The sequence below is a fragment of the Exiguobacterium sp. SH5S4 genome (assembly GCF_004337045.1).
Taxonomy (GTDB): domain Bacteria; phylum Bacillota; class Bacilli; order Exiguobacteriales; family Exiguobacteriaceae; genus Exiguobacterium; species Exiguobacterium aurantiacum_A.
The window spans coordinates 36,414-50,214 of record NZ_SJUQ01000003.1 but is presented as its reverse complement, the minus strand read 5'-3'; the positions used below and the strand labels follow the sequence as shown (position 1 = coordinate 50,214).

The window sequence follows — 13,801 nt, the reverse complement described above, 5'->3', positions numbered from 1 at the left end:
AGAAAGCATCCAACAATTATCGTTCATGATCATCTTACACGCCGGAAACGCCCGCTCGTCGGCGTTCGAGGCGATTGCCGCCGCCAAACGCGGCGAAGGTGAACTCGCCGAAGCGAAAATGAAAGAAGCGGATGAGGCGTTTTTAGAAGCCCACAAGCTTCAAACCGAACTGTTGCAGGAAGAGGCACGCGGTGCGACGAGCGACATGAGCGTCCTGCTCGTCCACGCCCAAGATCACTTGATGACGGCAATGACCGTCAAAGAACTTGCGATCGAGATGGTCGACATGATCACTCGACTCAACCAATTGGAGGAACTGAAATGAACATCTTACTCGTCTGCTCGGCCGGTATGTCGACATCGATCCTTGTTGAAAAAATGCGCACCGAGGCCGCAGCACGTGGCTTGGACGCGACAATCGATGCCATCCCGGAATCGCGCTTGAAAGAACAAACGAACGTCGACGTCATCTTGATCGGACCACAAGTCCGCTACCTCGAAGGCAAGATCAAAGCATCCGTCACGGTACCGGTCGCCGTCATCGACAATATGGCTTACGGGCTCATGAAAGGCGACCAAGTGCTCGACCAAGCGCTCGGTCTCGTGCAAAATGCATAAGACGCACGTCTTGATCAACGCCGACGACTTCGGATTGACGACCGGCGTGAACCGGGGCATCATCGACAGTCACGTCCACGGCATCGTCAATTCGGCGACACTTATGATGAACGGCTATGCCGTCGATGAAGCCGTCGCGCTCGCAAAACTTCATCCCGCCTTACACGTCGGCGTGCACCTCGCCTTGACGTGGGGACGGCCGCTCGCAAAGACAAGTACACCGCTCACGAAAGAAGACGGGACGTTCCGCTACACGAACCGGTTTCTGACGGAAGCGGCACCCGACCCTGAGCTCGTCTACCTCGAGTGGAAAGCGCAAATCGACGCGTTCCGCGCGACGGGACTGTCGCTCCATCACCTCGACAGCCATCATCACGTCCATGGCTGGCCGGCGATCCAAGACGTCATCGTCCGTCTCGCCGAAGAATATGGCACGACGTTTCGGGCCTTAACGACACTCGATGCACGACGGGACTTGTGGGTGACCGAGCGGTTCAGTGACCAGTTCTACGGCGATGGTGTGTCTCGGGCAACGCTCGACGCAATTCAACCAGGCGACTCGATCGAGGTCATGGTCCACCCGGCCGACATCGATGAGATTTTACCAAGCGTCACGTCTTACCTCGTGCAACGCTTACTGGAAAAGCAGCTATTGATCGACTATGAGCGCCCTGATTGGTGGGTGTAGAAAAAGAGAGTTGTTCACCGTTTGCCGGCGAACAACTCTCTTTTCTGTTCGTAGATTAACCAGGTAGACCTCTTTCTTGTCTACTCATGTCTTCGATCACAATATCGTAAATCTCACCTAGCGACGCACAATATTTAACGAGATCCCACGGTTCGTTCGTGTGAAAATGAATCTTGATTAGATTTTCGTCCCCGACTGCCAACAAACAATCTCCCGCGAAGCTTGTGTTGATGTACTCAAATATCGCATCTTCGGACAGTTGTTCCCCTTCGATCAACAGTTGTGTATCATATTTGAATTCTATCATCTTGTTCACCTCGCATTTCAATGGATAGACTGCAAAGAATGTAATGGTTACTATCTAGTGCTAGATTATCTCTTTTCGTCCCGATTGGCAAATCAGCCGTCGCTCTTCAAACTTCTAAAGGTTGAACTGGCGTTGGATCTGTCGCGCGACCGTTTCGGCATCAAGGTCCGTGTTATTAATCCGCAAATAGTTGTCGACATCGATCTCCCCGTCACGCGAGTTCAAGCGGTACATCGTCGCCGTCTGCTTCAATTCGGCCTCGGACCAAGCGATATCCCGTTTCGTCGGCTTATGTGCCAGCCGGTTCTCGGTCGTGTTCCGGGCGAGCCGCTCCTCGATGTCCGCTTCGAGTTCGACGTAGTAGACGTCCGCCCCGTGCGACTCGAACAGTTCCGCCACTCCTTCGATGTACGTCCGGTCTTCTTCCATATCAAACGCCCAGACGAACGTGAAGATCAAGCCGGGCTGATCGCTTTTCGCGACCGCTTCGAATAACTCGTGCCGAAACAGTTGGACGAGCCGGCGCCCCTCGTCCGTCCCGTAATCAAAGAACGGGCTGACGAGATCGATCGTCATATGGTTATGCAGTAACTTCAACCCTGTCTGCTTCGCAAGCTCCTGTCCGACCGTCATCTTGCCGACAGCTTGTGGACCAATCAGTATGACAAGCTTCATTCTTCCCCCGTCCTTTATCCATTTCTTGCTAGCATACCATACGGCTCGAGTCCTCGAGTAGGAAGAGCGAAAAGCGAGCGACATGAGACGTCACTCGCTACTTTTTATTGTTCGAACGCCCGGCGCAATACTTCTTCTTCCTCGGCGTGACCTAAGTTCCGATTGACGACGCGCTCGATGTCGATGTCGAGTTCGTCTTTCAACAAGTTGGCACTCCGGTCTTGCCCGATGATGACGACATCGCTCCATTTGTGCTTCTTGTGCAGCGAGCGAATCTCACCGGCGACGTCGCGATAAAATTGTCGGACTTGTTTTTCTTTCCGGCTGTCGAATTGGTCGACTTGACTACTCGACGATGCATGTCCACCAGCTCCGCGGCCTTGGTACCGTCTCCATTGATCGGTGTCTAAATCAAGATCGAATACGACGATGTCTTCGACTTCACCGAGCCGCGTATCGTACACCGTGATGCTGTCGAGTTGAGCCAACAAGATGCCCGTGTTCGGGAATTCAGCGTCAAGTTTCTCGATTTGATCCAAATTCGGCTTGTCGCCGTAATGGAAATCATTGTCGACATCGAGTTGCAGGAAGTGGAGCTCGAACAAGCCATCGTTTCCTTCCGCGAACAAGACGATACTGCGCAACAGCTTATGTTCGTTGCCCATAATCTCACGCTCGGCCCGTTCCCGGACGCCCTTGAACGCTTTCAACTTCGCCTCGTCCCCGCTCTTGATTTCTTGCTCGAGTCGGCGCAGCTCATTCTTCAAATGAATCTCCCACTTGTCGCGTTCGCTCGGCTTCGTACTTAAGTAGAGACTCAGTACGCCTGCCTCCGCGTTATGCAGCTGCTTGATGTTCCCTAGTTCTGTCGATAATGCCATGTCGTTCCCTCCTTAGTAGATGAAAGCAACAAGATACCGGTGATAAACACAGACATGATTGCGACCATTGAATAATTGTCTTGTATCCTTCTAACAACTTCCTCATCCGTTGTTCGACATATCATTTAATGGTTTCGCTAGACAAGTTCCCGCCGTAGACATAAAGAATGATGTTGGCACTAGACTGGTCAGCTGTTTTAGATGTTTTCAACCTTTCTCGGAGACAATTTAGACGTGGTGATCCCTTTCAATCGGAAGCTTCGACAGTTTGCGTAGCGCGTATAGTTTTTGCAAGTTGAGGAACGTGACTTTCAGGACGGCATAGAACGGGACGGCGAGCAACATGCCGACGATACCGGCGAGGCGTCCCGCGACGAGCAGGACAAGGGTGATGGTGATGGGATGGACACGGAGTGACTTACCTTGGACGAGCGGTGAGATGATGTTGGCGTCAAGTTGTTGGACGATGGTGATGGCGATGATGACGTAGAGCGCTTTGACCGGTTCGTCGATGAACGCAATCAGAACGGCGGGTGCGGCCCCGAGAAACGGACCGAAGTAAGGGATGATGTTCGTTGCGAAAATGAACAGACCGAGCGGCAGGAAGAACGGGACGTCGAGCAGCCAAAGAGCGATTGTCGCGAAGAAGCCGACGAACGTGCAGACGATGAGCTGGGCCCGCACGTAACGTTTGATCGTCTCATGCATGTCATGCAAAATGTGGCGGGCGTTTTGTTCGTACACCTCAGGGATCCAACGTACGATTGCCGTCGACAGCTTGCCCCCGTCAATGAGCATGAATACGTACAAGAACAGGGCGATGAACAATGTGAACAGTCCAGACACGATCAGTGCGAGCACGCGTCCGAGTGAACCGGCGACGGTGCCGATGAGTGATCCGAGCGCGTCGGTCAACTGGCGAATCCACGTCTCGACCGATGTCGCGTTCTGCTCGGCATAGTCCCGAAACCATTCGTATTCCTCGAGCCGTCCGTACAGCAGCAAAAACTGGCGGTAGCTCCCTTCGGCAAAACGTGGGAACGCGTCAAGCAGCGCGAGCAGTTGCCTTGTGATGAGCGGTCCGAGCGTGACGACGAACAACACGGTGAGCGTGAGTAACAACATGAGCACGCTCATGATTGCGAGCGAACGCCGTTTCCATTTGATCTCAAGGAAATCGACGAGACCGACCGTCAAATAAAACAAGATGCCGGCGAACAAGAACGGTGTCAGTACGGTCGCGAAAAAGATGCCGATCGGATAGAACAAAAACTCGACTTGTTTCGCCATGAAGATGATCGTCAAAATGAGCAGTACCCAGATCCCGTTACGGAACGCACGCGTTGTCCAAAAGGGCTGCATGGACGTTTCCCCTTTCTTGAAGGATATCTATTTCATTCCCGATTTCCGGAAGTTCATTCCAACCCCATCTGCTTGCCCCATCAAAATATTGTTTATCCCCTCTTTATTTAAGGTATAGCTAATCATCTATGTATATGAAAGAAGGTGTCACCCTCGTGACTTGTCCACGCTGCGGAACGAAGACCCGCTCAAAAACAACTGCTTGTCCGACGTGTGGCCATCGCCCCCGTCGCTTGAAATGGATTGCCATTCCGACCGTGATTGCACTTATAGCATTCATCTCTATTTTAACAGTCGCCTATTTGAAAGAAGCTCCTCGTTCGACGGATTCACTCGCTGACAAAGTCAACTTGAACATCGCCGAAGACACCGTCTCAGCCGATAACGCTTCGACGATTGATTTAGCGACGCTTGAGAACAGTCTGTTTTCCGTCGGTGCCGGTACAGGGTTTTTGATCAGCCCTCAAGACGTCTTGACGGCTGCCCATAATGTTGAGGGGTTAACGACGATGACAATCGACCACGACGGGAAGAAACTAAAAGGAACGGTCGTCGGACGTACCGTCGACATCGCCGTCATCCGGATCAATCAAATGAAAGAGACGCCGTTCATGTTCAGCCACGCAATTGCTGCGGCGGACGAGACGCTCATCACGCTCATGCCGTCTAAACGGATCGAAGGCCAGATGACGTTCAATGAAACCGGGTATGAGCGCGAGTTCGATATCCCGAGACGGGCAATCGGCAGTCCGATTGTTGCTGCAGATGGACGGGTACTCGCCATGCACCTCAAGTCAAAAGCACTCCCGGTCGCCCTGTTCGAACAAGACGTGCTCGCGTTTCTTGAATCGGACACACCAGCGCCACCGTTAGCTAAACTAGCACCGGTCGCACCAATCACGCCACCTCGAAATGAGCAACCTGTGACGGAACCAGCGCCAGCGCCGCAACCAGAAGCCGAGGCCCCGGAAGCTGCACCAGAACCGGCCGCGCCTGTCGAAGAGCCGGTTGAAGACGCACCGGCAACGCCAGAGGAAACGCCAGAGCCTGAAGTCGTTGAACCGGAAGTGCCAGCTGAAGAACCGACGCCGCCTCCCGTCACAGAAGAACCGGTCACGCCGGAACCTCCTGTGACAGAACCGGCAGAACCGGTGGCGCCTGAAAAACCAGCGGCTGAAGCAGAGAAACCAGTCAAAAAGCAAGAAAGCAAACCGAAAGATCAGCCAAAAGAGAAACCGGTCACAGAAGAAAAACCGGTTAAAAAAGACCAACCCGCTAAACAAGAAAAGCATGTTGAAAAAGAACAGCCCGTTAAACAAGAAAAGCCCGTTCAAAAAGAACAACCTGCTAAACAAGAACAGCCCGTTAAAAAAGAACAGCCTGCCAAACAAGAACAGCCTGCTAAACAAGAAAAGCCCGCTAAAGAAGAAAAGCCTGCTAAAGAAGAAAAGCCTGCTAAAGAAGAAAAAGCTAAACCGGTTGCCACAGAGCGAGACGAAGAAAGCACGCCTTCCGACTAAATCGGAAGACGTGCTTTTTACTCGCCCTTATTCAATTTGCGTTGCACGTTACCGACCGCGGCCCCGAGTAACAGCAACAAAATCGATAGCATCCAAAACGGGATCGCGTCTTGCAAGAGCCAGACGAGAAATGCGCTCAGCGCGATGACGCCGCCGAGCCAAAGAAAATTCCACTGTCCCATATGACTCACCTCTCATCCATCATAGCACATCAATCCGGTGCGCCGCCGCCTGGGGCGGCAATGATTTCGTCATCATCTCACTATGCTCGACCCGCACGAATTGGCCGACCGTGAGCGTCGATATGTCCCCGATCTGTTCGTCTAGATGAAACACGATGCCGTCGAACGGTTCAGCCTCCAAATTCGGTGCGACCCGAATTCGCGCTGCCTCGAGTTCGACGATATAGCCCGTGAACGTGACCACGTTGATCCCTCCTTCCCCCAAATGCGCTCCCCCTCTTTTCTTTTCCCATTTTCTCAAATAATGCTACTTCATGAAGCGATTGACTTGTATAATAAAGCGACAATCACAAAAGCTGGGAGGGACCTCATTTGAAACACACCATCGACTTACACACCCCAGACTTTCAGCGCACCTTCCTTGAGATGATGCTCCTTGAAGAGTTGATCGAAGACTATAACGCCGAGGCCATCGAGACGCTCATCGTCCGCGGCGAGACGGCTTTCCCGAACGACCCGTTCTTCCCGGCGATGCGCGCTTATCCGCTCATTCGCGAAGGCGATTTCAAGACAGCCAGACAAGTGCTCGAAACCGCGAGTACGATGGGCGACCATTACCTCATCCATTGCCTGCACGGCGCCCTCAGCGAAGACGCCGGGTTTACGTTTGAGGCCGAGCAACATTACTGCCGCGCCGTCGAGCGCTATCCGGACGTGCCGATGACACGGCGCGCCCTTGCCGTCCATTACTTCAATCGTAAATTCTACGGCGAAGCGGGCTTACACATCATGCACTACGTCCGTCTCGCCGGTTTCAGCGAAGAGACCGTGCCGATGTTGCTCGAATTCTTCCAAGCGTTCGACGAGATCCCGCTCGAGATGAACGACGAGCTGCTCAAAGCCGCAATCGGCTATTTGAACGCGAATCCGCGAAACCCGCGGGCCCATTCGCTCTATGCCTCGATTTGCAGCCACCGGGTCGAGATGCTCGTCAAACGTTTGCCCGAAGACGGCCAACTCGACGACGAGACGATCGCGACGCTGCTCGAAGTCGAAGAGCACGGCATGTGGAGTGCGACGTACGACGATAGTGAGGACAAAATGTTCCGCGCCATGTTCGCCGACTATATCGATAACGTCGTCTTGCCGAACACGTCCCGAACGTATGTATATCGCCTGCGCCTGCGCTACTGGTATCATCGCCTGACCCACCGCCTGACCGGGGGCTATGCGGATACGATGCGACAATCCTAAACGACAGCCCGAACTCAAAAAGAGTTCGGGCTGTCGTCGGCTTATGGTATTGAACGCTGTCTAACTCACCCCATATACGGGTGAATCGGTCCGCGCAGTTCAAATGAGTAGTCCTCGTGATTGACGATGCCGACCGTTTCATCGCTCTCAAGCAATTGAACTAAAAACTCGGCCATCTCTTCGGCCGTATGGTACTTCGCGACGTTCTCACTATAATCAAAGTTCTCTTCCTCGCGGGCCCGGCTCGCGAATCCGGTCTCGGTCGCAGCCGGTGCGAGCACTTTCGCCCGCAGCTTGTCGCCGTTTTGGATGAGTTCTTGGGCGAGTCCTTCCGTGTAGGCGCTGACGAAGAACTTCGTCGCGCTGTACGTTACCCCTTTTGCCGCGATGCGGTAGCCGACGACCGAGGCAATGTTTAGGAGTGTCGCCCCTTCGACCTTGTGGTAGTCCCGAACGTACAAGTTCGACAAGACGGTCAGCGCCTCGACGTTTAGACGAATCATGTTTTCCATTTTTCCGACTTCGGCGTCTTTCACAAGATTCGAGTCTCCGAACCCGGCGTTATTGATCCACGTCTCGATATCGAGGTCGGCGAGCGACTCATAGAGTGCATAGACGTTTTCACTATATGACAAGTCATTCGTTTTGAGGATGACGTCGCTGTCTGGTGAGATTGACTTGATCTCGTCACGCAATTTTTGAAGCTCGTCCGTGCGACGCGCGACGAGCACGAACGATTTCCCTTGCTTGGCAAGCTGCTTCGCCGCCTCGTAGCCGATGCCTGAACTTGCCCCTGTGATGACCGTATATTTCATCTGAATTCCCCTTTTCTGTTTAAATTGCATTCTCTCCCGCAATTCCCGAAACGTAGCATCGTCAATCCTTTGAACGTACAAAAGCCGTCCGAGGACGGCTAAAGTCATGTATTGAATTTTCCGATCAACGTCTGCAGATCGCCCGTCATGTTCCCGAGTGACTCGGCGACGCCGTTCAACTCTTGGATCATCGCGAGCTGTGAATCGGCTGTCTCGCCGACCGAACGCATCGTCTGCGCCATCTGTTCGCTCTCGGTCGCAATCCCGAGGGCGGCCGTGGCGACTTGTTTTGTCGTCAAAGCGATCTCGTTTGAGGCGACACGAATATGTTTCGTGTTCTCAACCGACGTCTCGAGTTGGACGACGATTTGTTGGAACGCGTTTGTCGCTTTTTCCAACAGTTTCGTATTCGCCTCGACCCGCTTCGCACTGAGTTCGTGCCTTGCGAGCACGGCGTTCGATTGGACTTGGATCGATTCGATCAACCCGGCAATCCGTGTCGCCGACTGTTTCGACTGCTCGGCGAGTTTCCGGACTTCTTCGGCGACGACGGCAAACCCTTTGCCTTGTTCACCGGCCCGGGCCGCTTCGATGGCCGCGTTCAAGGCGAGCAAGTTCGTCTGGTCCGTGATTGATTGGATGACTTCCGTGATCAAGGCGATCTCGTCCGACTGATGTTTCAACGCCGCAATCGATTCCCCGGTCATTCGTGTCTCGGTTTCGAGGGCGAGCACTTCTTGTTTCGCTTGTTGAATCGTCTCGTCCCCTTGTTCGGCGAGCTTTAGACTCATCGCGACGTCTTCGCTGATCGTCCCGATTGAACGAGCGATCTGTTCGACGCCTTCATCGGCCGCAGCGACCGCTTTGGCACTGCTCGTCGCTTCTTTCGCTTGTTGAATCGTCTCTTCGACGACCGCCTCGATCATCCGAGTCGTTTCTTCAGTTTGAGACGACATCTCTTCCGTGCTGGCGTAAAGTTCTTCCGATTGCGCCGTGATCTCTTGGGCGTTACGGGTCACTTCATCGATCAACTCGCGCAAGTTGCCTTTCATTTGGTTGAAGCCGACCATGAGCTGCCCGATCTCGTCACGTGTCAGCGCGACCAAGTCGGCACGTGTCAAATCGCCATTCGCGACGACGGCGACTTCGTCTGACAACATCCGGAGCGGGACGGTCACCATTTGTTTCAAGATGTAGCCCGCACCGACCGTCAAGAGTAGGATGAAAATCGCGATTCCCGCGGAGTACAAGAGTGCCTTCTCACCTAACTTTTCAAGTCTTCGTTGCTGCTCAAACATCTCCGCCTCTGACTCGGCTTGTAACCGCTCGCCCGTCTCCGTGATTGAAGCTGTCACATCCGGCATGAGTCGAAGCGCGAGTCGGTCGATCGCCTCTTCGTCCCCTTCATCGATTGCTGCAATCAATTGGGCGGCTAACTCATCATAGCCGGTTGCGTAGGATAAAAGATTCTCGAGCTCTGTCTGCTCTTCTTCTGTCTCGGCAAGTTCGATGAGTGTCTGAATCGCCTGTTTCTTGTCTTCTGACCCACGTTTCTCTGCGTCGAGACGCGAGTCATCTTGCTCGAGTATGTAACCCCGAAGTCCATACGCCTGACGCGTCATGCCGAGCGACAGGTCGTCGGCCGCCTTCATCTTCATCACATCATGGCTAATCATATCTTCATACTGATTCGTCATATTTTGAAGCGTCCATAAGTTATAGCCCATGCCGAACGCGACGAACAATAAAATAAGTCCGATACCACTAAATAATTTTTGCGTTAATGACAGTGTTTTCAATCGTTTCATCTCTTTTGAGGAACACGTCCTCTCCCACCTCTACTTCTCTCTAATTTTGTATTGCCACTCTTATATCGGATGACAAAACCTAATATGTACCAAATAAAAGAAGTCTGACTTCTTATTGACTACCTTTATCAGTTTTATGTTCCAATTTTTGTCACAATTAAAGACCACAGTCGTTTGACTGTGGTCCTGTCTCATAACTTGAACTGTGACACGCGATTCGATAGTTCGGTCGCCCGCTGTTCTGTCTCGTTCATCCGCTGTTGGACATCGTTGAACCGTTCGACGGACAGTTGGACTTTCTCTGAGATCGACTGTGTCCCGTCCGCTCCTTCTGTCACGGTCGTCGCGACTTCTTGGATGACGTGCAAAATGCTATCGGTCATATGGCGGAGCTGCAACGCGTTCGTCTCGAACGTGTTCGCCGTCTTGCCGAATACGGTGGCGTCCTCTTCGTACTGCGTTGCCGATTCCTCGAGCCGGTCGTAGTCGGTGAGCACGTTCGTGTTCAAGAACGTGAGCATATCCGCCGAGCTCGTATTGAGCCGTTCGACCGAATCGATGACCGTATTCGACACCGCTTGAATCTCGTTCACGGTTTGACGAGAGTTCTCGGCGAGTTTGCGGATCTCTGACGCGACGACGGCAAATCCTCGTCCGGCGTCTCCAGCCCGTGCCGCCTCGATCGATGCGTTCAAGGCGAGCAGGTTCGTCTGGTCGGCAATTGTGAGGATCGCACTCGTCAAGACGCGGATCTCTTCGACCGACTTGGCACCTTTGATCGCCTCATCGAGCTCGATGCGTTTTTTCTGGATGATGGCGTTCGCTTCCGTCTTCGAGGCGATGGCTTGCGTACGCATCGTATGGGCACGACGCTCGACGTTTTCTGCCGTTTTGGCACTATCGTTCGAGAGTTCGACGATCGTATCGATCGAGCTGCCCATCTCGGTCGTCGAGGCACTCATCTCTTGCGACGAAGCGGCCGTCTCTTCCATCCCGGCCGTCAGTTCTTCGACCGTACCTGACGTCTCTTCCATATAACGGCTCAGTTGGGTCACTTCCGCGGCGACTTCTTGCGACGACGTGAGCACGACTTTCGCCGTCTCGTCGACATCAATCATAATCTCACGAAGCGAGGCGAGGAAGACGTTGAATGAACGGCTCACTTGCGCGATCTCATCGTTCGACGTGACCGGGATCGACATCGTCAAATCTCCGCCTTGTGATGCCAGTTCATCGAATTTCGTCTGAAGCATCCGCATCGGCTTGATGATTGAACGAAGTAGACTCATCCCGAGGAACAAGAGGATGACAAACGCCCCAACCGTCACGGCAAGTAAGGCGATGAGCGCTTGTTGAAACTTGCGTTCCATGTCCGCCCCGACTTGCCGCGAGCCTCCTGAGTTGTAATCGACGAGTTCGGTCAGGCGTTGCGTAAAGTTATCATATGTAGACTGAGACTGGGCATCGTAGTACGAGCGGGCCATACCGTTGTTGCCCGATGTACTAAAGATGAGCATGTTGTCTGACACGCGTTGATACATCTCCCATTGGCGGGCGAAGTTCGTAAACAGTTCTATGTCCGTCTCGCCTGACGCTGTCGCCTCATATTTCGGCGCGAGTTCATTGATTCGGGTCCGAATCTCTTTCAGTCTCGCCATCAGTTCTTCTTTCCCGGCCGCGTCCTCGGTCACGATATGCTCGAGTTCGAGCGCACGATAGTTCGCGGCGAGCGTGTTCAGCTCGTGGGCGTAGTCGAGCCCTTTATTCCAGTTGTTGACGATATCATCGCCTTGACGGTTCGCGTCGGCGAGTGACAACAGCGAGTAGCCGCCGACACCGGCGACCATGACGAGCGCGAGGATGACGAGCCCCCATAACTTTTGACGAATCGTCAGGCCTTTACTTGAAGGCGCGGATGTCTCTACTTTTTGTCGTCTCCGTTGTTTCGGTTTCCATGTGAAGCGGCGGACATCGATGCGACGCAGGTTCAATCGACGTACAGCCGCTGACCATTTTTCTTTCCATGCCATGTATGTATTCCCCTCTCAAGTACAACGTTTCATTCTTTATCGTCTTGAAGTCGAGAAGTTTAAAGTGGATTGACCAAAATAAAAAAAGATGACTGAAAAATCAGTCACTTGTATCGGCATAAACTAGTCTTGATGACTCCCACTGTTCATTCACCGCGCACTTTGATCTTTTAGCGACATGTCAATAAAAACGCTTTCAATTATCTGAATTATTTTTCTTAAGTCCAAAGTATTGTCATGTTTTTGTCACTATTATAGTCTGTTACGGTATCTTACTAACGAAACGTTACATATAAATAAATATACTTTAACGGTAACTCGAGTCGCTACATACTTTCAGGCGAAGTCCTGAATCCACATTTCTTGCGGGAGAGCGAACGTTGGACTGGCATTCTAAGTCTCTAACTCGTCGTTCGTCATGACCGCAACACGACCGAGCTCAATACTGATTTTGCTTACGACGGAACCCAGATCTCGTTATTTGATGGACGAGAATGACGCCCTCGTCTCGGTGCAGAATTTGATTAGGCCGTCGAACGTCTTCACGATGAACATTCTCCGTTCTTTCCTCGGCCAGAAGAAGCGGTATGTATGCCCCTTCAACATCTTGCCCGTCGGCTTGTTGACAATCTTCATCCTATCGTTCTGTACCATCCGTCCAATTCGCTCAATCGGAACAAATCACGAACGTTAATTTGTGAATGACTTCACAAAAATTCATTTATGACGTTCAAGGTGGAAACATTTTCACTTCATCAACCCGGAAGGAGGAGAGACATAAAGTGTTTAAAGATGGACTAGTGTTGGAAGGAGGCGGTATGAGAGGCGTTTATACCGCTGGAGTACTTGAATATTTCATGGAACAAAATCGATACTTCACATACATCATCGGTGTTTCTGCTGGAGCTTGTCACGCCTCTTCATATGTATCGAGACAACCTGGACGAAATAAGTCTGTGACCATCGACTATGTGACGCATCCCGACTACATCTCAATAAAGAACTTATTAATGAGAAAAGAACTCTTCGGGATGGATTTAATTTTCGATCATATACCAAACAAACTCGTACCTTTCGATTTCACAACGTTTCATTCCTCGAAACAGCACTTTATCATCGGCACGACAGATTGTGAGACCGGAAAACCTGTTTACTTTGAAAAGAGTGAGTGCGCGACCGACATTTTGTCTATCGTCCGCGCATCGAGCTCATTGCCGTTTATGTCCAAGGCAGTCATCCATCAAAACAAATTTTTAATGGATGGCGGCATTTCCGACCCCATTCCGATCCAAAAGGCTTTGCAAGATGGCGTCCAAAAAAGCGTCATCGTTTTGACGAAGGCGAAAGGATATCGGAAAAAGCCTTCATTCTTTTCTAAAACGACTCGTTATTTCTACAAAAACTATGGTGGCCTTACCCACGCCCTGGAGACACGATGGAAGTTATACAACGATACACTTGATACAATCGAGCGCCTCGAAGAAGAGGGAAAAGTATTCGTTATCCGGCCGAGCCAGGACTTTAAAATCAAACGCGCCGAACGTGATGCTTCTAAGCTTGAAAACATGCATACGCAAGGTTATCTTGATGCCCGAGATGCGTTTCAATCGATGGAGAACTTTTTAAACAATTGAAGGAGGAACATGACGATGAAAACTTTA

16 protein-coding genes are annotated in these 13,801 nt (G+C 52.0%); 6 read left to right on the top strand and 10 right to left on the bottom strand.

Annotated features, from left to right (window positions below):
- Window positions 1-25 precede the first annotated feature (25 nt).
- From EVJ32_RS02700 to EVJ32_RS02690, 3 genes are read left to right on the top strand one after another with little or no spacing between them, the layout of a single operon-like run.
- Window positions 26-325 carry a PTS sugar transporter subunit IIA gene (locus EVJ32_RS02700; RefSeq protein WP_035386318.1) on the top strand — a complete coding sequence of 100 codons (300 nt, stop codon included), beginning with the start codon at window positions 26-28 and terminating at the stop codon, window positions 323-325.
- Complete coding sequence (locus tag EVJ32_RS02695) at window positions 322-618, top strand: PTS sugar transporter subunit IIB (RefSeq protein WP_131456431.1); 297 nt, start codon at window positions 322-324, stop codon at window positions 616-618. The genes EVJ32_RS02700 and EVJ32_RS02695 overlap by 4 nt, the downstream gene beginning before the upstream one ends.
- Window positions 611-1,306, top strand: coding sequence for a carbohydrate deacetylase (locus tag EVJ32_RS02690; RefSeq protein WP_131456429.1), 696 nt, complete (start codon window positions 611-613; stop codon window positions 1,304-1,306). The genes EVJ32_RS02695 and EVJ32_RS02690 overlap by 8 nt, the downstream gene beginning before the upstream one ends.
- Before the next feature lie 55 nt (window positions 1,307-1,361).
- Here the strand turns inward: EVJ32_RS02690 and EVJ32_RS02685 are convergent, their stop codons facing one another.
- The 4 genes from EVJ32_RS02685 to EVJ32_RS02670 form a co-directional block, all read right to left on the bottom strand.
- Window positions 1,362-1,613, bottom strand: a complete 252-nt coding sequence (locus EVJ32_RS02685) for a dihydroxyacetone kinase (protein WP_035386313.1) — start codon at window positions 1,611-1,613, stop codon at window positions 1,362-1,364.
- Window positions 1,614-1,727: 114 nt separating this feature from the next.
- Window positions 1,728-2,288, bottom strand: a complete 561-nt coding sequence (locus EVJ32_RS02680; protein WP_131456427.1) for an AAA family ATPase — start codon at window positions 2,286-2,288, stop codon at window positions 1,728-1,730.
- A 104-nt stretch (window positions 2,289-2,392) separates the two neighbouring features.
- Window positions 2,393-3,169 (bottom strand): VLRF1 family aeRF1-type release factor, encoded by a 777-nt coding sequence (locus tag EVJ32_RS02675; protein ID WP_131456425.1) that lies wholly within the window; start codon window positions 3,167-3,169, stop codon window positions 2,393-2,395.
- 228 nt (window positions 3,170-3,397) lie between these two features.
- Entirely contained in the window at window positions 3,398-4,531 is a 1,134-nt protein-coding gene (locus EVJ32_RS02670; RefSeq protein ID WP_131456423.1) for an AI-2E family transporter, read from the bottom strand.
- A 155-nt stretch (window positions 4,532-4,686) separates the two neighbouring features.
- Between EVJ32_RS02670 and EVJ32_RS02665 the strand changes: the two genes are divergently transcribed.
- Window positions 4,687-6,051: a S1 family peptidase gene (locus tag EVJ32_RS02665; RefSeq protein ID WP_131456421.1), complete on the top strand. Its 1,365-nt coding sequence runs from the start codon at window positions 4,687-4,689 to the stop codon at window positions 6,049-6,051.
- Window positions 6,052-6,068: 17 nt separating this feature from the next.
- Here the strand turns inward: EVJ32_RS02665 and EVJ32_RS16260 are convergent, their stop codons facing one another.
- Both EVJ32_RS16260 and EVJ32_RS02660 read right to left on the bottom strand, forming a co-directional pair.
- Window positions 6,069-6,233, bottom strand: coding sequence for a hypothetical protein (locus EVJ32_RS16260; protein ID WP_167615699.1), 165 nt, complete (start codon window positions 6,231-6,233; stop codon window positions 6,069-6,071).
- A gap of 19 nt (window positions 6,234-6,252) precedes the next feature.
- On the bottom strand, window positions 6,253-6,477 hold the full coding sequence (locus EVJ32_RS02660) for a DUF3221 domain-containing protein (protein WP_131456419.1): 225 nt from the start codon (window positions 6,475-6,477) through the stop codon (window positions 6,253-6,255).
- 128 nt (window positions 6,478-6,605) lie between these two features.
- On the opposite strand from EVJ32_RS02660, the gene EVJ32_RS02655 reads away from it, so the two are divergent.
- Window positions 6,606-7,487 (top strand): tetratricopeptide repeat protein, encoded by an 882-nt coding sequence (locus tag EVJ32_RS02655; protein ID WP_236633332.1) that lies wholly within the window; start codon window positions 6,606-6,608, stop codon window positions 7,485-7,487.
- 65 nt (window positions 7,488-7,552) lie between these two features.
- On the opposite strand, the gene EVJ32_RS02650 is transcribed toward EVJ32_RS02655, so the two are convergent.
- The 4 genes from EVJ32_RS02650 to EVJ32_RS16155 all read right to left on the bottom strand — a co-directional run bounded on the left by EVJ32_RS02650 (window position 7,553) and on the right by EVJ32_RS16155 (window position 12,776).
- Window positions 7,553-8,302: an SDR family NAD(P)-dependent oxidoreductase gene (locus EVJ32_RS02650; protein ID WP_131456417.1), complete on the bottom strand. Its 750-nt coding sequence runs from the start codon at window positions 8,300-8,302 to the stop codon at window positions 7,553-7,555.
- 104 nt (window positions 8,303-8,406) lie between these two features.
- Window positions 8,407-10,101, bottom strand: a complete 1,695-nt coding sequence (locus EVJ32_RS02645) for a methyl-accepting chemotaxis protein (protein WP_236639467.1) — start codon at window positions 10,099-10,101, stop codon at window positions 8,407-8,409.
- 200 nt (window positions 10,102-10,301) lie between these two features.
- A complete protein-coding gene (locus EVJ32_RS02640; protein ID WP_131456413.1) occupies window positions 10,302-12,140 on the bottom strand; it encodes a methyl-accepting chemotaxis protein in 1,839 nt (612 codons plus the stop codon).
- A 477-nt stretch (window positions 12,141-12,617) separates the two neighbouring features.
- On the bottom strand, window positions 12,618-12,776 hold the full coding sequence (locus EVJ32_RS16155) for a hypothetical protein (RefSeq protein WP_161568765.1): 159 nt from the start codon (window positions 12,774-12,776) through the stop codon (window positions 12,618-12,620).
- 146 nt (window positions 12,777-12,922) lie between these two features.
- Here EVJ32_RS16155 and EVJ32_RS02635 point away from each other — a divergent pair, with 146 nt between their 5' ends.
- Window positions 12,923-13,774 (top strand): patatin-like phospholipase family protein, encoded by an 852-nt coding sequence (locus EVJ32_RS02635; protein WP_255569892.1) that lies wholly within the window; start codon window positions 12,923-12,925, stop codon window positions 13,772-13,774.
- The last annotated feature ends 27 nt before the right edge of the window (window positions 13,775-13,801 follow it).

Excerpts from the sequence above, each read along its gene's own strand:
- EVJ32_RS02700 (WP_035386318.1), top strand. The coding sequence starts at position 26 with ATGATCATCTTACACGCCGGAAACGCCCGCTCGTCGGCGTTCGAGGCG.
- EVJ32_RS02695 (WP_131456431.1), top strand. The coding sequence starts at position 322 with ATGAACATCTTACTCGTCTGCTCGGCCGGTATGTCGACATCGATCCTT.
- EVJ32_RS02690 (WP_131456429.1), top strand. The coding sequence starts at position 611 with ATGCATAAGACGCACGTCTTGATCAACGCCGACGACTTCGGATTGACG.
- EVJ32_RS02685 (WP_035386313.1), bottom strand. The coding sequence starts at position 1,613 with ATGATAGAATTCAAATATGATACACAACTGTTGATCGAAGGGGAACAA.
- EVJ32_RS02680 (WP_131456427.1), bottom strand. The coding sequence starts at position 2,288 with ATGAAGCTTGTCATACTGATTGGTCCACAAGCTGTCGGCAAGATGACG.
- EVJ32_RS02675 (WP_131456425.1), bottom strand. The coding sequence starts at position 3,169 with ATGGCATTATCGACAGAACTAGGGAACATCAAGCAGCTGCATAACGCG.
- EVJ32_RS02670 (WP_131456423.1), bottom strand. The coding sequence starts at position 4,531 with ATGCAGCCCTTTTGGACAACGCGTGCGTTCCGTAACGGGATCTGGGTA.
- EVJ32_RS16260 (WP_167615699.1), bottom strand. The coding sequence starts at position 6,233 with ATGGGACAGTGGAATTTTCTTTGGCTCGGCGGCGTCATCGCGCTGAGC.
- EVJ32_RS02650 (WP_131456417.1), bottom strand. The coding sequence starts at position 8,302 with ATGAAATATACGGTCATCACAGGGGCAAGTTCAGGCATCGGCTACGAG.
- EVJ32_RS02640 (WP_131456413.1), bottom strand. The coding sequence starts at position 12,140 with ATGGCATGGAAAGAAAAATGGTCAGCGGCTGTACGTCGATTGAACCTG.
- EVJ32_RS16155 (WP_161568765.1), bottom strand. The coding sequence starts at position 12,776 with ATGAAGATTGTCAACAAGCCGACGGGCAAGATGTTGAAGGGGCATACA.